Source organism: Dyella kyungheensis, from assembly GCF_016905005.1.
Lineage (GTDB): Bacteria > Pseudomonadota > Gammaproteobacteria > Xanthomonadales > Rhodanobacteraceae > Dyella > Dyella kyungheensis.
This window is the reverse complement of record NZ_JADIKC010000012.1, coordinates 109,156-128,078: the sequence shown is the minus strand read 5'-3', so window position 1 is coordinate 128,078 and position 18,923 is coordinate 109,156. Positions and strand designations below refer to the sequence as shown.

Sequence of the window (18,923 nt, the reverse complement as noted above, 5' to 3'; positions counted from 1 at the left end):
CCATCCCGAACTCGGAAGTGAAACGCAGCTGCGCCGATGGTAGTGTGAATTCTCATGCAAGAGTAGGTCACCGCCAGGGGCTTTATCCCTCAAACGCCTTCCCATCCGGGAAGGCGTTTGTCTTTGTGCGGTTTGGAAATCCCGTTGCCTCTGTTCGCCGTGCGCTGCCGTCGGCATTGTCTGAATTCGCCGGCGTCTCCCGAACGCGCGCTATGTAGCAAAAACTTATCGCCTATGATGCAAGCCTCGTCTGACTTGCATGCCGCGGAGCACTTGAAGTGTTTGTCCATGTCGAAACCCGCCGTCGCCGGAACGTGCAATGGGCAACCGTGCTCCTGGTGGTCGTGTGCGTGATCAGCTTCGTCGGCCTGGCCTTGATGCCTGCGCCGCAGCGCATGTCGATGTGGCTGGAATGGGGCACGGTGCCGGCGAATATCTTCGACGCGAAGGCGCCGCTGCTGCCGCAACTGCATGATCCTTCGCTGCTTCGCCTGTTCACCGCGCTGTTCATCCATCTGGCCTGGCTGCATCTGCTGGGCAACCTACTGTTCCTGGTGATCTTTGGTCTGCCCGCGGAACGGGCGCTGGGTTCGTTGCGTTTCCTGCTGCTGTTTGTCTTGGGTGGCATGGTGGCGAACCTGGTGGGCGCGATTTCCCTGGCCGGCGTGCGCTCACCGATCATCGGTTGCAGCGGTGCCGTGTCGGCGGTGCTCGGAACCTACATAGCGCTGTTTCCCCGCGCCCGACTGGGGCTGGTGTTGCCGTTGGGTCTGTACCTGGAATTCGTGCGCGTCCCGGCTTTTCTGCTGATCGGCATCTGGGTGTTGCTGCAGTTGCTCTTCAGCTATGCCGGCCCGAGTTACGGCGCGGTGGTGTGGTGGACGCACATTGCCGGTTTCCTGTTCGGCGTCGCTTTTGCCTTGTTCGCGCGAGAGGGCATCGCGCGGCGTCTACGCGGATAAGATGGGCGCATGCGTACCAAGAAACTCTACAAAGTGACCTTCCTGCACCTGGGCAAGTGCTACGAGCTCTATGCGCGGCACGTTGCATCCAGCAGCCTCTGGGGATTTACCGAAGTCGGCGAACTGGTGTTCGAACCCGTGGGTGAAGGCCTGTTGGTGGATCCCACCGAGGAAAAATTGCGCGACGAGTTCAAGGACACCCATGTGCTGCACCTGCCGATGCAATCGGTGGTGCGCATCGAGGAAGTGGAGAACAAGGGCGCACTGGTGATCCGCGATGCGAGCGACGGGCAAAAGATCACGCCGTTTCCGATGCCGCCGCGCGGCCGCTGAGTAGCCGTCTAACCGTGGCGCATCACGGCGATCACGATCTCCACCGCGATCAGCAGGATGATGGCAAGTTCCATCAGTTCGCCGCGTTTGCTTGAGGCTTCTTCATACAGTGCCGAGTAGCTGTCCCGGATGATCGCCAGCTTGCGGTCCACGGCCTTGCTGACGTGCGGCACGCGGAACAGGTCCAGTGCGGCGGCGTACACGCGCGCCAGATAGACGTCCTCCGTGACCTGCAGCGCATTGTCCACTTTCTCCGTGACCTCGGTGACTTCCGCCACCAGCGTGTAGAGATGCCGTGCCAGATCCGCGTAGCGCCGCGCGGCGAGGGGATTGGCGACGTTGTGTGTCGCTTCCACCAGGTCGTACATGCGTGGCAGTTCCGCATCGAGCAGTTCGTCGTAATAGCGCAGTTCCAGCAGCTGGGCGTTGGCCACTTCCAGAATGTCGACGACGTCCGATTCGTCGCGCGGTTCATAGATGAAGGCGCGGTCCCAGGTGAGCACGGCGAGATCGTCGGTGTAGTAGGAGAAGCGTTGTCGCAGCAGCTCCTGCCGTGCCGGCTCGGACAGCGCTCGCGATTCGCCGGCGAGAAGGGGAACCAGATCGAGCTCGTCATGCAGCGTCGCGGTGCTCACGACGCCTTCGAGCGAATGCACGAACCCCAGCAGGTAATCTTCGTGCAGTACCGCCACGCTCGGTCGCAGCAGTGCGGGATGCATGATGTCCATGATCTGCGCGAGCAGGCGATTCCAGGCCTCGGTTCCCGACGCGAGGCCCAACGCAGCGTCCACGGCATTCACGCGTGTGCTGAAGTCGATCCACGAAAGATCGTCGGCGGGAACGCTGATGGAAAACGCGGCCACGCCGAACTCGTAGAGCCTTGCCAACGCAGTGGCCTGCAGCGTCTGTCCGCCGATGACGACTTCAAGCGAACCCAGCGTGAGCTCGACCGGAGGCACGCCGAAGGTCAGGGCCTTGGGCGGCGCCGTCACCAGTCGGCTGCGTGCCGCGGCCGTGCGCGCGCGCTGGGCCCACAAAGACTCGGCTGCGGTCAGATCGATGGTGTCGGCGATATCGACCAGGCGCATGGCAATGACCGACGCGCGGTGCACATGCGGTTGTCGACCCATGCTACTCATCCATGTGGCGGCGCCGGAACCTGCCTTGCGCCCATGCGCCGATTCTAGATGGTCTGCGTGACAGTCACGTCAGCCGGTGGCAAGACCATGATGGCGCGAGAACTGGCGGAACAGACGCCGCGCGAGCGGCGTGGGCGCCACCTGCTTGAAGGTGTGGTGCGGATCGAAGCCTTCGCGCTTCATATCGTGCTGCTTGCGGTGGATATAGGCGCGCATCACGTCGGCGTTGAATTCGGGATGGAACTGCGCGCTCATCGCATTCTTGCCATAGCGGACGAGATGATTCGGGTCGCGTGCCGAACTCACCAGCACCGTCGTTCCCTTGGGCAGTTCCAGCACGCTCTGCTCGTGGGTGGCGTGGGCGCGAAATTCCAGCGGCAACGCGCTGGCCAGCGGGTCGTTCCTGGCGGCATCGAGCACGTTGAGCGACACCGTGCCGATCTCGCGACCGCCGGGCAGATAGTCCACGCGTCCACCCAGCGCATGCGACATCAGCTGGTGTCCGTAGCACACGCCGAACATCGGCAGTTCTTCATCCATTGCGTCGCGGATCCAGCCTGCGGTGCGCTCGCTCCACGCAGCGCGCTCGGTGACCATCGCCGCGGAGCCGGTGATCAGCGCGCCCGCCACCTGATTGGGCGCGGGAAGCTCCTCGCCGGCTTCCACATCGACAACGCGAATACGATCGGGCGAGAGCTGTGCGCCCAGGCGAAACCAGTGAGGAAAATCACCGTGACGCGCACGAATGGGAGCGGGTGCGCGACCGGTGCGGATAATCAGGACTGGCTTCATGCGATGCGATACGACGAGTGCAATGGATGGGTCGGGAGCGCCGTCAGACGACGCCGTGTTCGATGGGGGGAATCACGGTAAGGACTTCCTTCACCGTGGTGACGCCGCGCGCCACCTGCGCCGCCGCGGAAATGCGCAAGGGGCGCATGCCTTCGGCGAGCGCGGCGTGGCCGAAGTGGCCGAGGTCGAGCTGCGAGGAAATCAGTCCGCGCAATCGTGCCGACAGCGGCAACATTTCGTAGATGCCGGTGCGGCCCATGAAGCCGGTATTGCGGCATTCCAGGCAACCCACCGGCTTGAAGACCTTTTCCGGCAGCGGCACGTCCCAACCGTGCGTGAGCGCGGTCCATTCGTGCGGTTCCTGTTCCACCGCCTGCTTGCAATGCGCGCAGAGCGTGCGCACCAGGCGCTGCGCCACCACGCCGGTCAGCGTGGACTGGATCAGGTAATGCGGCACGCCAAGATCGAGCAAGCGCGTGATGGCGCTGGGCGCGTCGTTGGTGTGCAGGGTCGACAGCACCAGATGGCCCGTCAGCGATGCCTGCACCGCCATCTGCGCGGTTTCCAGGTCGCGGATTTCGCCGACCATGATGATGTCCGGGTCCTGTCGCAGCAGCGTGCGCACGCCGGTGGCGAAGTCCAGATCGATCGCCGCCTGCACCTGCATCTGGTTGAACTCGGGGCTGACCATTTCGATCGGGTCTTCCACCGTGCACACGTTCAACTCCGGCGTGGCCAGATGCTTGAGCGTGGAATAGAGCGTGGTGGTCTTGCCCGAGCCGGTGGGGCCGGTGACCAGCACGATGCCGTGCGGGCGCTCTACCATCCCGCGCCACGTCTCGCCTTCGTCGGGCGAGAAGCCCAGCTGCGAGAAGTCCTTCGCCACGATGTCCGGATCGAAGATACGCATCACCACCTTCTCGCCGAACGCGGTCGGCATGGTGGAGATGCGCAGTTCCACTTCGCGTCCCGAGGCGGAACGCGTCTTGATGCGGCCGTCCTGCGGGCGACGCTTCTCGGCCACGTCCATGCGCGAGAGGATCTTGATGCGCGCGGTCACGGCGGTCATCACCGGCGGCGGCAGTTCGAACACCTTGTGCATCACGCCGTCGATGCGAAAGCGCATCAGGCCGGCTTCGCGGCGCGGTTCGAGATGGATGTCCGAGGCGCGCTGCTCGAATGCGTACTGCAGCAGCCAGTCCACGATGTGCACGACGTGGCGGTCGTCGGCGCCGACTTCGCCGCCCTTGCCCAGCTCAAGCAACTGCTCGAAGTTGAGGATGGCCGAGGAGTCGTAACCGGTGGTCTTGGCGTCCTGCGCCAGCTGGATCGAGCGCTGTACGCCGTAGAACTCCAGCAGGTAACGGTTGATGTCGATCGGGTTGGAGACCACGCGCTTCACGTCGCGGCGTAGCATCTGCGAGAGATCGGCGGCCCAGCTGTTGTCGAACGGCTCGCAGGTGGCGAAGGTCACCTCGCCCGAAGCGGCGGCCACTGGCAGGATGCGATGGCGCTCGGCGTAGGCGCGGCTGACCACCTGGGTCACCGCGGCCACGTTGATCTTCATCGGGTCGATCTTCAGATACGGCAGCTGGGCGTGGCCGGCCAGCCATTCGGTCAGTGCCTCCAGGCTCAGCGGGCGGCCGGGATCGCGCTGGTTGGGAAGCTTGGCATTGGCCACCAGCACCAGCGGGTGCAATTCCACCGTGGCGCGGCCGCTGCGCGTTCCCATGCGGACCTGCTTGGCGTCTTCGGCTAGCAGGTAGCCATCCACCACCAGGGTGGCGAGCATTTCATCGAGCGCCAGCCGACTGCGGCGGCCGAGCAGGGATACGGTTTGCGGTGAAGCGGCCATGCGGCGATCTCTCCGGTAGGCTTTCAACGCCGAAATCCGGCGAGGAAAGCGGTCCCGGCTATACTAACCCGCTTTATTGAAGCCCACGGAAAGCCATGTCCGCGCGCACCTTCCAAGATGTGATCCAGACCCTCAACCGCTACTGGGCGGCGCAGGGTTGCGTCCTGCTGCAGCCTCTCGACACCGAGGTCGGCGCCGGCACGTTCCACCCCGCCACCTTCCTGCGTTCGCTCGGCCCCGAGCCGTGGGCGGCCGCGTATGTGCAGCCGTCGCGCCGTCCCACCGACGGCCGTTACGGCGAGAATCCGAACCGCCTGCAGCATTACTACCAGTACCAGGTGGTGATGAAGCCGAACCCGGACAACATCCTGGACCTGTACATCGGTTCGCTGAAGGAATTGGGTCTGGATCCGCTGGTGCACGACCTGCGCTTCGTCGAAGACAACTGGGAGTCGCCGACGCTGGGCGCCTGGGGCCTGGGCTGGGAGGTGTGGCTCAACGGCATGGAGGTGACCCAGTTCACCTACTTCCAGCAGGCCGGCGGCCTGGAATGCCGGCCCGTCACCGGCGAGATCACCTACGGTCTCGAGCGCCTGGCCATGTACCTGCAGAACGTGGACAACGTCTACGACCTGATCTGGACCGAAGGCCCGTACGGCACCGTGACCTACGGCGACGTGTTCCATCAGAACGAAGTGGAACAGAGCACCTACAACTTCGAGCACGCCAACGTGCCGGAACTGCTGCGCTGGTTCGACGTGTGCGAAGGCGAGGCCAACAAGCTGATCGCCGTCGGCTTACCGCTGCCGGCGTACGAGCAGGTGATGAAGGCCAGCCACACCTTCAACCTGCTCGACGCACGTCGAGCCATCAGCGTCACCGAGCGCCAGCGTTACATCCTGCGCGTGCGCACGCTCAGTCGCGCGGTGGCCGAGGCGTATGTGGCGCAACGAGAAAAGCTCGGCTTCCCGGGCCTGAAGAAGAACGTCAAGGAGCAGGCCGCATGAGCGCTGCCAGCAAGCCGCTGTTGATCGAACTGGGCACCGAGGAACTGCCGCCGAAGGCGCTGGACGAACTCGCTTCAGCCTTCCTGCGCGGCATCAGCGATGGGTTGTCCAAGCGTGGTGTGGAAGCCGGTCTGGACGAGGCGAAACTGTACGCATCGCCGCGTCGTTTGGCCGTCCATATCCCGTCGGTCGCGATGAACCAGCCGGAACAAAATGTCGAGCGTCGCGGCCCCGCCGTGAACGCCGCGCTGGATGCCGAAGGCAACCCGAGCAAGGCGTTGCAGGGCTTCGCGCAGTCGTGCGGAGTGACGGTAGAACAGCTGGAAAAGCTCGAAACCGACAAGGGTTCGTGGTTCGTGTTTCGAGCGGTGAAGCCGGGCCAGCCGGTGGCATCGTTGCTGCCGGAGATCGTCGACGAGGCGCTCAAGGGCCTGCCGATTCCCAAGCCGATGCGCTGGGGCGATCACGACTACACGTTCGTGCGTCCGGTGCATTGGCTGGTGATGCTGCATGGCGCGGACATCGTCGACGGCAGCGTGCTGGGCCTGACCAGCGGCCGCAAGTCGCGCGGTCATCGCTTCATGCACGGGCAGCCGGTGCACGTGTCCGATGCCGACATCTGGCTCGATTCGATGCGCGCGGCCAAGGTGCTGGCCGATCCGGCCGAGCGTCGCCAGAAGATTCGCGATGAAGTGGCCCGCGTGGCGAAGGAAACCGGCGGCGTGCCGCAGCTCGACGATGCGCTGCTCGACGAGATCGCCAATCTCACCGAATGGCCGGTTGCGATCGCCTGCAAGTTCGATCGCGAGTTTCTCGCCGTGCCGCCGGAAGCGCTGGTCACCACCATGGAGACCAACCAGAAGTTCGTGCCGGTGTTCGATGCACACGGCAAGCTGACCGAGCACTTCATCGGTGTGGCCAATATCGAGAGCAAGCAGCCGACGGAGATCCGCAAGGGCTATGAGCGGGTGATTCGTCCGCGTTTCGCCGATGCGAAGTTCTTCTGGGACGAAGACCTCAAGACGCCGCTGGCCGGCTACCAGGACCAGCTGAAGAACGTCACCTACCAGCAGGCGCTGGGCAGCCTGTGGGACAAGAGCGTGCGGGTGGCCGAGCTGGCCCGCATCATCGCCGCCCGCGTGGGCGTGGATGCCGGCGCGGCAACGCGCGCGGCCTCGCTCAGCAAGTGCGATCTGCTCACCCGCATGGTCGGCGAATTCCCCGAACTGCAGGGCGTGATGGGGCGCTACTACGCCGCCCATCATGGCGAATCGGCCGACGTGGCCGAGGCTTTGGACAGCTATTACCAGCCGCGCTTTGCCGGCGACGCGATTGCCGCCGGCCAGGTGGGCCGGGTGCTTGCGGTGGCCGATCGTTTCGACACGCTGGCCGGCATCTTTGCGGTTGGCATGAAGCCCAGCGGCAACAAGGATCCGTTCGCGCTGCGTCGCGCCGCGCTCGGCCTGGCGCGCACGCTGGTGGAAGGCGGGCTGGAGCTGGACCTGCGCGGCAGCTTCGTCGAAGCGCTCGAGCTGTTGCCGGAAGCCGCCCTCGCTGCCGGCCTCAAGCCGGGCAAGGACGGCAAGGCACCGGCGCTGGATGCCGGCAAGCGCCGCGCTGCCCTGGCCGATGAACTGGTGGAGTTCGTGCTCGACCGCCTGCGCGGCTATTACGCTGAGCAGGGCTTCACGGGCGAGCAGTTCGAGGCGGTGGCGGCGGTGTCGCCGTCCAGCCTGGTCGATTTCGACCGTCGCCTGCGCGCCGTGGGCGAGTTCGGCCGGCGTCCGGAGGCATTGAGCCTGGCGGCGGCGAACAAGCGCGTGGCGAACATTTTGCGCAAACAAGCCGAGGAGGCCGGCGCTACGCCGGTCGGCGTCACGGTGGACCCGGCGCATTTCGAGGCGGACGCCGAGCGCGCCCTGCACGCGGCGCTCGATGCGGCCCGCGCCGACACCCGCGCTCCCCTGCAGGAAGGCGACTATGCGGCGGTGCTTACCCGCCTGGCGCAGCTGCAGGCGCCCGTGGACGCGTTCTTCGACAGCGTGCTGGTGAACGCCGACGATCCGGCCGTGCGCGCCAACCGACTGGCCCTGTTGGGCCAGCTGAAGGCTCAGTTCGGCGCCATTGCCGACATCGCCCGCCTGTAAGTTCGATCACCGGCGCAACGAAAACGGCAGCCTTCGGGCTGCCGTTTTCTTTTATGCCTTGCGTCGACCGACGGTTTACGCCGCGGCGACCTGGCGACCGCGCTTCACGCGTTCGTGCAGGCGCTGGTTGAACGAGACCATCGCGGTGGCGTCCACGTCCGTGCCGCCCGGGCCGAGGATCTCGTAGAGATCGGCCAGCATGTCGGCGTTGTCGGCCAGGGTCAGCCGGCTTTCCGCCAGGTCCAGCTCCGACTGCAGGATGCGCAGCGCCGTGTTGAGGCGGTTCGGATCCATCGCCATGCCGCTGGCGTGCAGGGTATCGGCGGCCGTACGCAGCTTCGAGCGATGACGGTTGGCCAGCGTTTCGGCACTGGTCTGGTCTTCGCCGGACGACATCGCGTCGGTGGTCTGGATGGTGCCTTCGCCGGCCACCAGCCACACCAGGGAAATGCCCATGGTCTTGGCCAGCGTGACGCAGCGGGCGCGGGACGGATCGGTGTTGCCGTCGCGCCAGCTGCGCACGACGCCTTCAGAGAAACCGCACATACGAGCGATCTCAGTGACGCTGCCCACGCGTTGAATCAGCACTTTTATGCGATCCGCAAAGGTGGACGAGGACTCGTTGGTCGAAAATTTTTGCATGTTCATCGCATTTTCCTGGCGGATGGCGACTTGTAAAGGGGAGCGTTCCGGGGATTTTTCGAGCGTCAGCGTGAAGCAAGCGTTACGAAAGTGTTGACACTCGTAAGAAATCTCTCATAAGGTCGTAAGTTCATGGTAAGTCGCGCCGTGAGGGGAGCAACTTCTACCGAGACCAAGAACGCAATAGTTGCGTTTTGGTAATCACGATTGCGCCGGCCTGTTCAGCTGGCAGACAGCAAGTTTTGAGGTCCAAAGCCTCTGAAACCTGCCAATGCGGGGCAAGACGGCTTTTTTGATGTCGGTCGGGGCCGACATTTTCAATGGGGAGAAACTATGCAGTTCCGCAAGAAAGTTGACAATAAACTTACGGTGGCCGTCCGCCTGGCTCTGACCGTAGGTACCTTCGCAGCAATGGCTCCGGCCCTGGCCCAGGACGCCACCAGCGCCTCCGCCAGCCAGTCCGAGGCCAAGAAGCTCGAAACGGTCACCGTGACCGGTACGCGCATTCCGCGCGTGGACGTGGAAACCGCCCAGCCGGTGGTGACCATCGACCGCAAGCAGATCCAGAACCAGGGTTTCACCTCGGTCGCGGACATCCTGCAGAACCTGACCGAAGTCGGTTCGCCGCCGATCAGCCGCGCCAATGCGCTGTCGTCGGGCGAAGACGTGGGCGGCTACTACGTCGACCTGCGCAACCTCGGTCCCAACCGCACGCTGATCCTGATCAACGGCAAGCGCCTGGGTGCCAACACCTCGGGCCTGCAGGATCTGGGTCAGATCCCGGTTTCCGTGATCGACCGCATCGAAGTGCTGAAGGACGGCGGTTCGTCGATCTACGGTTCGGACGCCATCGCCGGCGTGGTCAACGTGATCACCCGCAGCAACTTCACCGGCGCCGAGGCCAATGCCTACGTCGGCCAGTACGACAACAACGACGGCAAGGGCCAGAGCTACGACTTCACGCTCGGTACCGCCAACGACCGCGGCTCGATCATGGCCAGCGCGCAGTACCAGAAGGACGATCCGGTCTGGGCGAAGGACCGTGAGTTCAGCGCCTACCCGGCGGGTCCGTTCCACCAGACCCCCAACGCGATCGACGGCGTCAACGGCTGGAGCGGCATCACCCAGTACGGCTCGTTCACCGGTCCCTGCGGCCCGGGCGGCGCGCGCGCCACCTGTACGCTGAAGCCGGGTACCGACCCGCGCGACATCGCCAACTACCAGCCGCTGACCACCTCGCGCTACGCCAACGCCAACCAGGAAATGACCCTGGCCACTGGCCAGGAGCGCACCTCGCTGTTCGTGGCGGGCAAGTACAACCTGCTCGACAACCTCACGTTCAAGAGCGACTTCCTCTACAACAAGCGTGAAACCCTGCAGCAGATCGCCGGCTATCCGTACCAGTCGGCCGCATTCGGCACCCCGCTGGATGCCGACAGCTACTTCAATCCGCTGGGCACCACGCTGAACTTTGCGCGTCGTGGCTGGGAAGTGCCCCGCACCACCAACAGCGAGCTGGAAACCTATCGCTGGACGGCCGGCTTCGAAGGCTTCTTCGAGCTGGGTAACCGCACCTGGAACTGGGACGTTGGCGCGATGACCAATCGCAACAACATGCTCAAGACCGGTCATGGCGACTTCAACCTGATCAACGCAGGTGCAGCCCTGGGCCCGTCGTACCTGGGTTCGGATGGCAAGGTGCATTGCGGTACCGCGGCCGACCCGATCGCCGGCTGCTCGCCGTGGAACCCGCTGCTGCCGTACGGCCAGGCTGGCGCCGGCTCGCTGGCCGACCATGATCTGCAGAACTTCCTGTTCCCGGAATTCCACGACACCGGCAAGACCACCACGACCGACTACACGGCCAACATCGCCGGCACCTTCGTGGGCCTGCCGGCCGGCGACATCGGTGTGGCCGCCGGTCTGGAGCATCGCCAGGAAGACGGCCGCTTCGTGCCTGACGCCTTCAACCAGGCGGGCCTGAGCTCGGGTCTGGCAGCCACGACGACCGAAGGCAAGTACTCGGTCAACGAGGCTTACCTCGAATTCGACGTGCCGCTGCTGCGTGACGTGGTGATGGCGCGCGAACTGTCGATCGATCTGGCCAGCCGCTATTCCGATTACGACAACTTCGGCACCACCACCAACAGCAAGGCCAGCATCAAGTGGAAGCCGATCGACGACCTGCTCGTCCGCGGCAGCTGGGCGCAGGGCTTCCGCGCGCCGACCATCTCCGACCTGTACGGCGGTATCGGCAGCAGCTTCGAGTCGTACACCGACCCGTGCGATACCCGCAGCGGTTCGGCCAAGGGCAACCCGGCCGTGGCCGCGCGTTGTACCGGCGGCTTCGGCGGTCAGCCGGGCGTGGCGGCGAACTATGTGCAGCTGGGCCAGGCGCTGGCTCCCTGCAGCACCTATCCGTGCCAGACCAACTACCAGTTCACCACCGGCTCCAACTCGAAGCTGACCCCGGAAACGGCCACCACCCGCACGTTCGGCGTGATCTACAGCCCGCACTACGTCGAAGGCCTCGACGTGTCGCTGGACTGGTACAAGATCGACATCAAGAACGTGATCAGCCAGGACGAAGTGCAGAACATCCTGGACGACTGCTACGTGGCTGGCATCAGCTCGCGTTGCTCGGGCTTCACGCGCGATCCGGCCAACGGCGTCATCACCAACATGTTCTACGGCCTGACCAACAAGGGCTGGCAGAAGACGGCGGGTTACGACTTCGGCGTGAACTACCGCTTCACCATCGATGCGGTCGGCCAGTTCGCGGCGCACTGGAACACCACCTACGTCGACTACCTGAACATCAAGGCTGACGACAATCCGGACACCATCGTGCAGCCGGAAACCGGCTACGGCGGCAACTTCCGCACCCGTTCGAACCTGTCGCTCGACTTCACCCGCGGCATCTTCGGCATGACCTGGACCACCCGTTACTACTCGGGCATGACCGAGCGCTGCTCCTACGTCAACCCGGCCGAATGTAACGACATCGACCACGTCGATCCGTTCAACGGCGCGCAGGCGCAGCGTCACACCGGTTCCACCACCTTCAACGACGTCCAGTTCCGCTGGACCCTGCCGTGGAAGGGCACCGTCTCGGTGGGTGCGAACAATGTGTTCGACAAGCAGGGTCCCATCATGTACTCGAAGCCGAACAGCGCCTTCGTCTACTACGGTGGCTTTGACATCGGCCGCTTCTACTACCTGAAGTACTCGCAGCGCTTCTAAGCCTCATTGCTGCAACCCCGAGGGGCGGTCCGGAAACGGGCCGCCCTTTTTGTTCACAGGCCGTCTAGGCGGCCATATGCTCCTGCATACGCAAGCGCATGGAGCCAACTTTTACAAGCCCTTACGTTTGGGCTATGCTCAGGGGCTCCCCCGTGTAGAGTCGAGGCGTGTTGGGCGCCTGTTGGTTCTCGCGCTAAGCCCTGCCATTCGATAGAGGTTTTCTCATGCGCCGTCTTGTTTGGTCGCTGATGTCGGTCGCTGCTCTGGCTCTCGCCGGCTGCAACAATTCTTCCCCGTCGTCCCAGGGCGGCACGGATGGCGGTGACGCCGCCCAGGCGCCTGCCCAGACCAACCAGATCACCGGTCAGGTCACCCTGCGCGACGCCGCCACGGTGTCGCCGAACGCCAAGCTGGATCTGACCCTGGTCGACGTGTCGACGCAGGACGCCGCTCCGCTGGCGACCAAGACGATCCAGCCGGCCAACACCCTGCCGCTCTCGTTCCAGCTGCCGTTCAACCCGGCCGACGTGAACCCGGCCGGCCTGTATGTGCTGAAGGCCACCCTGGTCGACGGCGACCGCAGCTACAACCCGCCGCTGCAGACCCAGGTGCTGACCAAGGGCGCGCCCACCCAGGTGAACATCCAGCTCGTTGCCGAGCAGACCCAGGGTGAAAAGGAACTGGCGGCGTTCACCAGCGTGCAGAAGCAGATCGGCGGCATGAAGATCAGCAACGGCACCAAGCTCGAAGACAAGGTCTCGCGCGGCTGGCAGGTGTTCCGTGAAGCGGGCGAAGTGAAGTTCATCCGCGAAGAGGTCGACTACGGCGACAAGGGCTTCAACAGCACCGATTACGCCTACAAGGACGGCAAGCCGTGGGTGGTCGTGCAGCAGAAGAAGTCCAGCAAGGACGCCAAGCCGAGCTCGACCGAGCGCGCTGCCTGGGGCCCGGACGGTTCGCTGGTGCTGAAGACCAACGAGCAGGGCGGCAAGAGCTCGCCGCTGTCCGACGACGAAGCGGCCAGCTTGCAGAAGCAGGCCACCTCGATCCTGAATCTGGCGACCGGCGGCAAGGGCAAGTAAGCAGCCCTGCCGTTTCGCCCGGAAAGCCGCCCGCGAGGGCGGCTTTTTTGTTGGGCACGCATCAGCCGGGAAACCAAGGCCGGCGCAGAAGTCTGTGGGAGCGCTCTTGGGCGCGACGCGTGCACTTGAGTGCGTCTCTCCGTCAGGTTGTCGCGCCCAAGGGCGCTCCCACGGTAAGGTGCGGGATTTTGGCCATATGGATGGCTAAATGATTTGCGACGCCTGTGCCGGGTTCCGCGGCCCCGATCCCTGCAACAAAAAAAGCCGCCCACTCGCGCAGGCGGCTTCTTGGCAAAACCAACGCAACCTTAGAAGGCGTACTTCATGCCCAGGTTGACGCTGTTGTACTTCTGGCTGTTGTCGCCGAAGCGGCCGCTGTAGCCGACCCAGCCGCTGAAGGCCTTGTTGAACTGGGCGCTTAGGCCGATGTCGCCGGTGCCCCAGGTCTTGTCCGGGGTGAAGCCGACCAGTTCGAACGAGCCGGGCATGCCGTTGAGGCCGGCGGTGACGGCGCGCGGGTCAGCCTTGCTGTCGTAGTTGTAGGCCAGCTCGGCGTACGGCGAGAGCATGGTGTTGCCGGCCTGCCAGTGGCCTTCCAGGCGCCAGCCCAGGGTGGAGATCTGCGAATCGCGCTGCTGGCTGCCGAACCACATGGCTGTTGAATCGCTGCCGCTCTCGTTGTAGCTGTTGACCTTGACCGTCTGCCACTCGAAGTTGGCGAACGGACCGGTGCGCAGCGTGCCCACGTCGAACCAGTAGCCGCCGTTGATGCCGCCACCGACGTGGTTGCCATCGGCCTTGGCCGTTTCGCTGCGCAGCATGCTGCCGAGCTGGATCTTGCGCTCGATGTCGGAGAAGTTGTCCTGGCCGAAGTCGACATAGCCGCCGACGTAGGCGCCGCCCTGGTACCAGGTGAGGTAGCCCAGGCCGGAGACGTCCTGCAGCTTGTAGCCGCCACCGCCGGCGTAGTCGGCGTTGTGCTGGCCGATGTTCATGGCCACGCCGCCGGACCAGTTGTCGTTGAAGCGCACGTCCGCACCGAAGGTCAGGTTGACGTTGTCGCTGGAAGTGCGCGGCGAGCCCGAGCTCGCATCGAAGCGCTGGTCGCCGTAGTCGACGTTGGCGAACACGCGGGTGTCGCTACCCTGGACGTCGGCCAGCATCTGGTTGCGGATGGCGCGGTTCTGGGCCTGGATCGAGGCCAGCGGCGCTTCCGCCAGCAGCGAGGCGTAGCCCGGCGCACTGAGGATGGAGATCACGTACTGGCCCAGCATCACGTCGGCCGCGGTGGTCGGGTGCACGCCGTCGGCGAACAGGTAGGTCTGGTTGGCGCCGGCCGCGTAGGTGTACGGCAGGCCCGAACCGGCCGGGCCGCAGGCCACGGAGCTGGAACCCACGCCGCAGGCCTCGTTGGTGACGTTGGTGAAGCCGTAGGCGCCCGGGTTGGCGATCACTTCATTGAGCAGGCTGTAGGTGTCGACCGGGACGATGCCCTTGCCCATCTGGGCGAGGCCGGCGCTGAGCGTGCCGTTGAAGATCAGGCTGAGGCCGGTCAGCGAGGCGGCGGCGCTGGCGCCCTGCTCGAGCGCGGACGGGGTCAGGCCGACATTGGGCAGGTTGAACACCAGGATGTTCTTGGCACCGGCCTGCTGCATCTGGCCGATCAGCTTCACTTCCTGCTGCGCGGCGGCGGCCACCGAGGCCTGCGCCTGGGCGGCGGTCTGGAAGCCCGTCACGCCGGCGGCGGCGAGCACCTGCTGGGTCACGGCGGCGGTCACGGCCTGGGTGATCTGCGGGGTCAGCGCGGCGATCTGCGCGGCGGGCACGCCGGCGTTCTGCAGCTGGGCGATCTGCAGCTGCACGTTCTGCTGGATCAGCTGCTGCGCGGTGGCGCCGGCACCGGCGGCGGTGGCCGCGTAGAAGATGTCGTTGGCACCGCCCCAGATGGAGTACAGCGCCTTGCTGTCGAACTTGCCGGCAGCGAGGTAGGCGTTCACCTGGGTGGTGATGGTCGGCACGGCCGCGGGCGTACCGGGCGAATTGGTCAGCACGCCGGCGCCGCCCCAGGCGTAGTCGCTGCCGCCCGCCAGCGAGGCGGTCAGGCTGTAGCCGTAGTGGCCCGCCACGTTCTGCACCGTCACCGCGCCCGGGTTGGTGGTGAATTCCAGCGGCGGCTGGATGGCCGGATTGGTGGCCAGCGAGATATTGCCGGCGTCGCTCAGGCTGTCGCCGAACACAACCACGCTGTCGAACTGGGATTTGGCGGCGAACGCCGGGGAACTGATCAGCAACGCGGCGGCAATGGCGCCTGCAATCGTGCGAGTACGAAGCATGTCGGTAACACTCCTTGAACCGGGGCGGTTTTGTTATTACTGCGTTACGGTAATGCATGCCCATACGTCAGCGCATGCTGCGCTGCACCGCGAAACAGCGGGGCTGGTCCAGCCCTCGACGAGGCAGGAGCGCACCTTGTGTGCGACCGGGGAGACGACAGGCTTCTGTCGCCGCCGGTCGCGCACAGGGTGTGCTCCTACAGGGGCTGGCTTTTAGCGCTTCTGCGCCTTGGAGAAGGCGTCGGCGAAGGCGCTGTTGGACGGCGCCGGCGCGGGCTTGGGCGCACCGCCACCCGGACGCGGGCCGCGGTTGTCGCGCGGGCCGCCGCGCGGGGCATCGCCGCCGCCAGCGGGGCGACCGGCGCGGGCCTGGCCTGGTTCATCGTCCAGGCGCATGGAGAGGCCGATACGCTGGCGGGGCAGGTCGACCTCCATCACCTTCACCTTGACGATATCGCCGGCCTTCACCGCATCACGGGGGTCCTTCACGAAGGTGTGCGAGAGCGCCGAGACGTGCACGAGGCCGTCCTGGTGCACGCCGATGTCGACGAAGGCACCGAATGCCGCCACGTTCGTCACGCGGCCTTCCAGCACCATGCCGGGACGCAGGTCCTTCAGGTCTTCCACGCCTTCGGCAAAGCTCGGTGCCACGAATTCCGGACGCGGATCGCGGCCGGGCTTCTCCAGCTCCTTGAGGATGTCGCGCACGGTCGGCACGCCGAACGTCTCGTCGGTGAACTGCTCGGCCTTGAGGCCGCGCAGGAAGCTGGCGTCGCCGATGATGGAACGCACTTCGCGGCCGCACTGGGCGATGATGCGCTCGACCACCGGATAGGCTTCCGGATGCACCGCGCTGGCATCGAGCGGATTGTCGCCGTTGGGCACGCGCAGGAAGCCCGCGCACTGCTCGTAGGCCTTGTCGCCCAGGCGCGGCACCTTCAGCAGCGCCTTGCGGTTGGCGAACGGGCCGTTGGCGTCGCGATGCTTCACCACGTTCTCGGCCACGCTGGCGCTGAGGCCGGCGACGCGCGAAAGCAGCGCGGCCGACGCGGTGTTCACGTCCACGCCCACCGCGTTCACGCAGTCCTCGACCTTGGCATCGAGCGCGCGCGCCAGCTTCACCTGGTTCACGTCGTGCTGGTACTGGCCCACACCGATCGCCTTGGGCTCGATCTTCACCAGTTCGGCCAGCGGGTCCTGCAGGCGTCGTGCGATGGAGACCGCGCCACGCAGGCTCACGTCCACATCCGGGAATTCGCGGGAGGCGACTTCCGAGGCGGAATACACCGAGGCGCCGGCTTCGCTCACCACTACCTTGGACAGCTTCGCGTCGCCGAGTTTCTTGATCATCTCGCCCGCGAGCTTGTCGGTTTCGCGCGAGGCGGTGCCGTTGCCGATGGCGATCAGGTCGACGTTGTGCAGCTTGCACAGCTTGGCCAACTGCACCAGCGATTCGTTCCACTGCTTGCGCGGCTCATGCGGATACACGGTGTCGGTGGCGAGCAGCTTGCCGGTGGCATCGACCACGGCCACCTTCACGCCGGTGCGGATGCCGGGATCCAGGCCCATCACGTTCTTCGCACCGGCGGGCGCGGCGAGCATCAGATCCTTGAGGTTGTCGCCGAACACGCGGATGGCTTCGTCTTCCGCGCCTTCGCGCACGCGGCCGAACAGATCCAGCGTGAGATGCAGATGCAGCTTCACGCGCCAGGTCAGCCGCACGGTTTCGCGCAGCCACGCATCGGCGGCGCGGCCGCGATCGCGGATATCGGCATGCGCGGCCACCCGGCCTTCGCCTTCGAGATGGCCTTGTTCCATATCCAGTGCCGGCGCCAACTCCAGTTCGATCACGCCTTCGTTGCGTGCGCGCATCAGCGCGAGCAGGCGATGCGAGGGAATCTTGCCGATCGGTTCGACGTGATCGAAGTAGTCGCGGAACTTCGCGCCTTCGTTTTCCTTGCCCTCGACCACCTTGGCGCGGATCTGGCCCTTGTCCCACAACCAGTCGCGCAGTTCGCCGAGCAGGCCGGCGTCTTCGGCGATGCTTTCCATCAGGATCGCACGGGCGCCATCGAGCGCGGCGCGCACGTCGGCCACGCCCTTCTCGGCGTCGACGAACGCTTCGGCAAAGGCTTCGGGCGACTTGCTGGGATCTTCGCGCAGGCCGATCGCCAACGGCTCCAGGCCCGCTTCGCGGGCGATCTGCGCCTTGGTGCGGCGCTTGGGCTTGTACGGCAGGTACAGATCTTCCAGGCGCGCCTTGGTGTCGGCGGCGAGGATGTCGTTCTTCAGCGCATCGCTGAGCTTGCCCTGTTCCTCGACGCTGGCGAGGATCGCGCTGCGGCGCTCTTCCAGTTCGCGCAGGTAGCGCAGGCGTTCTTCCAGCAAGCGCAGCTGCGTGTCGTCGAGACCGCCGGTGGCTTCCTTTCGGTAGCGTGCGATGAACGGCACGGTGGCGCCGCCGTCGAGCAATTCCACCGCAGCGTGAACCTGGTCCGGTTTGGCGGCGATGTCCTGGGCAATGCGTTGTTCAATGCTGAGCATGAGGCTGAAGCGATTCCTTAGCGATCGACAAGACGACGGGGCACGAGGTGATCCGCCGGACTCTCGATCATAGCAAGTCGACGAGCGCCACCGGCATCGCCACCAACCCAGGCTGTGGCATCACACGCGGCTGGCGGCCGGCATCCGCAGGCGCGTGCCACAGGCTGACGGCGGCGAGCACGGCCACGATCACGGCGAGCGTGATGGCCGCCGCTAGCCAGCGCGTGGCGGGCGGCGGCACGGGAGGTCGTGTCGTGGGTGTCTCTTCCGCGGTGACCAGCTCATCGTTGCTGGCGACGTCGGGCAGCAGTTCATCGGCGGGCAGCGGGCAGGAGGGCGTCCGATGCACCTCGCCGATGAATCGATAGCCGAGGCTGTACACGGTGGCGATATAGCGTGGCTGCGACGCGCAGTCGCCGAGCGCGTGGCGCAATTGCGAGATCACCCGCGTGAGCACCCCGGGAGTGACGTGCCGATGGCCCCAGGCGGCATCGAGCAGGGTGTCCTTGCCGACCACGTCGCCGGCTTGCTGCAGCAGCACCACCAGCACCGCATAGGCTTTGGGCTCGATCGAGATCGATTTGCCCGCCCGTTCGAGACGGTGGGCTCGCGGCTCGACGACGATGTCGTCGCACTGGTAAATCCAGCCGCAATCGGGATGTGACTGGGCCATGATCTTGCCCGATACACCGCCCCCTGCGCGTTAAGCATGCGCCTCTTGCGCCACGCCGAGCATCCGCCATAGGTCATAAACGTGAGACGGCGCGATGGCATGCTCGCGTGAACGCGATGTTCCGAGCGCGTCAGTTCCGCCGTGTTTTCACGGCGGAACGTCTCACGATAA

General features: G+C 65.2%; 13 protein-coding genes and 1 rRNA gene. 7 read left to right on the top strand and 7 right to left on the bottom strand.

Going from position 1 to position 18,923, the window contains the following annotated elements; all coding sequences use genetic code 11:
* The 3 genes from rrf to ISP20_RS20390 form a co-directional block, all read left to right on the top strand.
* Window positions 1–79: ribosomal RNA gene (rrf, locus tag ISP20_RS21875) — 5S ribosomal RNA — on the top strand; the annotation flags it as partial.
* A 199-nt stretch (window positions 80–278) separates the two neighbouring features.
* Complete coding sequence (locus ISP20_RS20395; protein ID WP_204637998.1) at window positions 279–962, top strand: rhomboid family intramembrane serine protease; 684 nt, start codon at window positions 279–281, stop codon at window positions 960–962.
* A gap of 9 nt (window positions 963–971) precedes the next feature.
* Window positions 972–1,295, top strand: coding sequence for a DUF1820 family protein (locus tag ISP20_RS20390; RefSeq protein ID WP_204637996.1), 324 nt, complete (start codon window positions 972–974; stop codon window positions 1,293–1,295).
* Between the two features lie 8 nt (window positions 1,296–1,303).
* Here ISP20_RS20390 and ISP20_RS20385 read toward each other — a convergent pair whose 3' ends face one another.
* The 3 genes from ISP20_RS20385 to tfpB form a co-directional block, all read right to left on the bottom strand.
* Complete coding sequence (locus tag ISP20_RS20385; RefSeq protein WP_239536223.1) at window positions 1,304–2,425, bottom strand: hypothetical protein; 1,122 nt, start codon at window positions 2,423–2,425, stop codon at window positions 1,304–1,306.
* Window positions 2,426–2,503: 78 nt separating this feature from the next.
* Window positions 2,504–3,226: a glutamine amidotransferase gene (locus tag ISP20_RS20380; protein ID WP_204637994.1), complete on the bottom strand. Its 723-nt coding sequence runs from the start codon at window positions 3,224–3,226 to the stop codon at window positions 2,504–2,506.
* Between the two features lie 43 nt (window positions 3,227–3,269).
* Window positions 3,270–5,081: a type IV pilus assembly ATPase TfpB gene (gene tfpB / locus ISP20_RS20375; RefSeq protein WP_204637993.1), complete on the bottom strand. Its 1,812-nt coding sequence runs from the start codon at window positions 5,079–5,081 to the stop codon at window positions 3,270–3,272.
* Window positions 5,082–5,176: 95 nt separating this feature from the next.
* On the opposite strand from tfpB, the gene glyQ reads away from it, so the two are divergent.
* Together glyQ and glyS are read left to right on the top strand one after the other, a co-directional pair.
* Window positions 5,177–6,088, top strand: a complete 912-nt coding sequence (gene glyQ, locus ISP20_RS20370) for a glycine--tRNA ligase subunit alpha (protein ID WP_204637991.1) — start codon at window positions 5,177–5,179, stop codon at window positions 6,086–6,088.
* A complete protein-coding gene (glyS, locus tag ISP20_RS20365; RefSeq protein WP_204637989.1) occupies window positions 6,085–8,235 on the top strand; it encodes a glycine--tRNA ligase subunit beta in 2,151 nt (716 codons plus the stop codon). Before glyQ ends, glyS begins: the two co-directional genes overlap by 4 nt.
* A 75-nt stretch (window positions 8,236–8,310) precedes the next feature.
* Here the strand turns inward: glyS and ISP20_RS20360 are convergent, their stop codons facing one another.
* On the bottom strand, window positions 8,311–8,883 hold the full coding sequence (locus ISP20_RS20360) for a helix-turn-helix domain-containing protein (protein ID WP_204637988.1): 573 nt from the start codon (window positions 8,881–8,883) through the stop codon (window positions 8,311–8,313).
* A gap of 327 nt (window positions 8,884–9,210) precedes the next feature.
* Between ISP20_RS20360 and ISP20_RS20355 the strand changes: the two genes are divergently transcribed.
* A complete protein-coding gene (locus ISP20_RS20355; RefSeq protein ID WP_204637986.1) occupies window positions 9,211–12,120 on the top strand; it encodes a TonB-dependent receptor plug domain-containing protein in 2,910 nt (969 codons plus the stop codon).
* A gap of 224 nt (window positions 12,121–12,344) precedes the next feature.
* Window positions 12,345–13,202, top strand: a complete 858-nt coding sequence (locus ISP20_RS20350) for a YbaY family lipoprotein (RefSeq protein WP_204637985.1) — start codon at window positions 12,345–12,347, stop codon at window positions 13,200–13,202.
* Between the two features lie 308 nt (window positions 13,203–13,510).
* Here ISP20_RS20350 and ISP20_RS20345 read toward each other — a convergent pair whose 3' ends face one another.
* The 3 genes from ISP20_RS20345 to ISP20_RS20335 form a co-directional block, all read right to left on the bottom strand.
* Window positions 13,511–15,535, bottom strand: a complete 2,025-nt coding sequence (locus tag ISP20_RS20345) for an autotransporter outer membrane beta-barrel domain-containing protein (protein WP_204637983.1) — start codon at window positions 15,533–15,535, stop codon at window positions 13,511–13,513.
* 213 nt (window positions 15,536–15,748) lie between these two features.
* The gene (locus ISP20_RS20340; RefSeq protein WP_204637977.1) at window positions 15,749–18,079 is read right to left on the bottom strand and encodes a Tex family protein; all 2,331 of its coding nucleotides are present in this window, start codon (window positions 18,077–18,079) and stop codon (window positions 15,749–15,751) included.
* A 67-nt stretch (window positions 18,080–18,146) separates the two neighbouring features.
* The gene (locus ISP20_RS20335) at window positions 18,147–18,752 is read right to left on the bottom strand and encodes a winged helix-turn-helix domain-containing protein (RefSeq protein ID WP_204637975.1); all 606 of its coding nucleotides are present in this window, start codon (window positions 18,750–18,752) and stop codon (window positions 18,147–18,149) included.
* Window positions 18,753–18,923: the final 171 nt, after the last annotated feature.

Bases quoted from the DNA above. Each gene is read 5' to 3' on its own strand.
- ISP20_RS20345 (WP_204637983.1), bottom strand. From the start codon at position 15,535: ATGCTTCGTACTCGCACGATTGCAGGCGCCATTGCCGCCGCGTTGCTG.
- ISP20_RS20360 (WP_204637988.1), bottom strand. From the start codon at position 8,883: ATGAACATGCAAAAATTTTCGACCAACGAGTCCTCGTCCACCTTTGCG.
- ISP20_RS20355 (WP_204637986.1), top strand. From the start codon at position 9,211: ATGCAGTTCCGCAAGAAAGTTGACAATAAACTTACGGTGGCCGTCCGC.
- ISP20_RS20340 (WP_204637977.1), bottom strand. From the start codon at position 18,079: ATGCTCAGCATTGAACAACGCATTGCCCAGGACATCGCCGCCAAACCG.
- ISP20_RS20380 (WP_204637994.1), bottom strand. From the start codon at position 3,226: ATGAAGCCAGTCCTGATTATCCGCACCGGTCGCGCACCCGCTCCCATT.
- ISP20_RS20390 (WP_204637996.1), top strand. From the start codon at position 972: ATGCGTACCAAGAAACTCTACAAAGTGACCTTCCTGCACCTGGGCAAG.
- glyS (WP_204637989.1), top strand. From the start codon at position 6,085: ATGAGCGCTGCCAGCAAGCCGCTGTTGATCGAACTGGGCACCGAGGAA.
- glyQ (WP_204637991.1), top strand. From the start codon at position 5,177: ATGTCCGCGCGCACCTTCCAAGATGTGATCCAGACCCTCAACCGCTAC.
- ISP20_RS20350 (WP_204637985.1), top strand. From the start codon at position 12,345: ATGCGCCGTCTTGTTTGGTCGCTGATGTCGGTCGCTGCTCTGGCTCTC.
- ISP20_RS20385 (WP_239536223.1), bottom strand. From the start codon at position 2,425: ATGGGTCGACAACCGCATGTGCACCGCGCGTCGGTCATTGCCATGCGC.
- tfpB (WP_204637993.1), bottom strand. From the start codon at position 5,081: ATGGCCGCTTCACCGCAAACCGTATCCCTGCTCGGCCGCCGCAGTCGG.
- ISP20_RS20335 (WP_204637975.1), bottom strand. From the start codon at position 18,752: ATGGCCCAGTCACATCCCGATTGCGGCTGGATTTACCAGTGCGACGAC.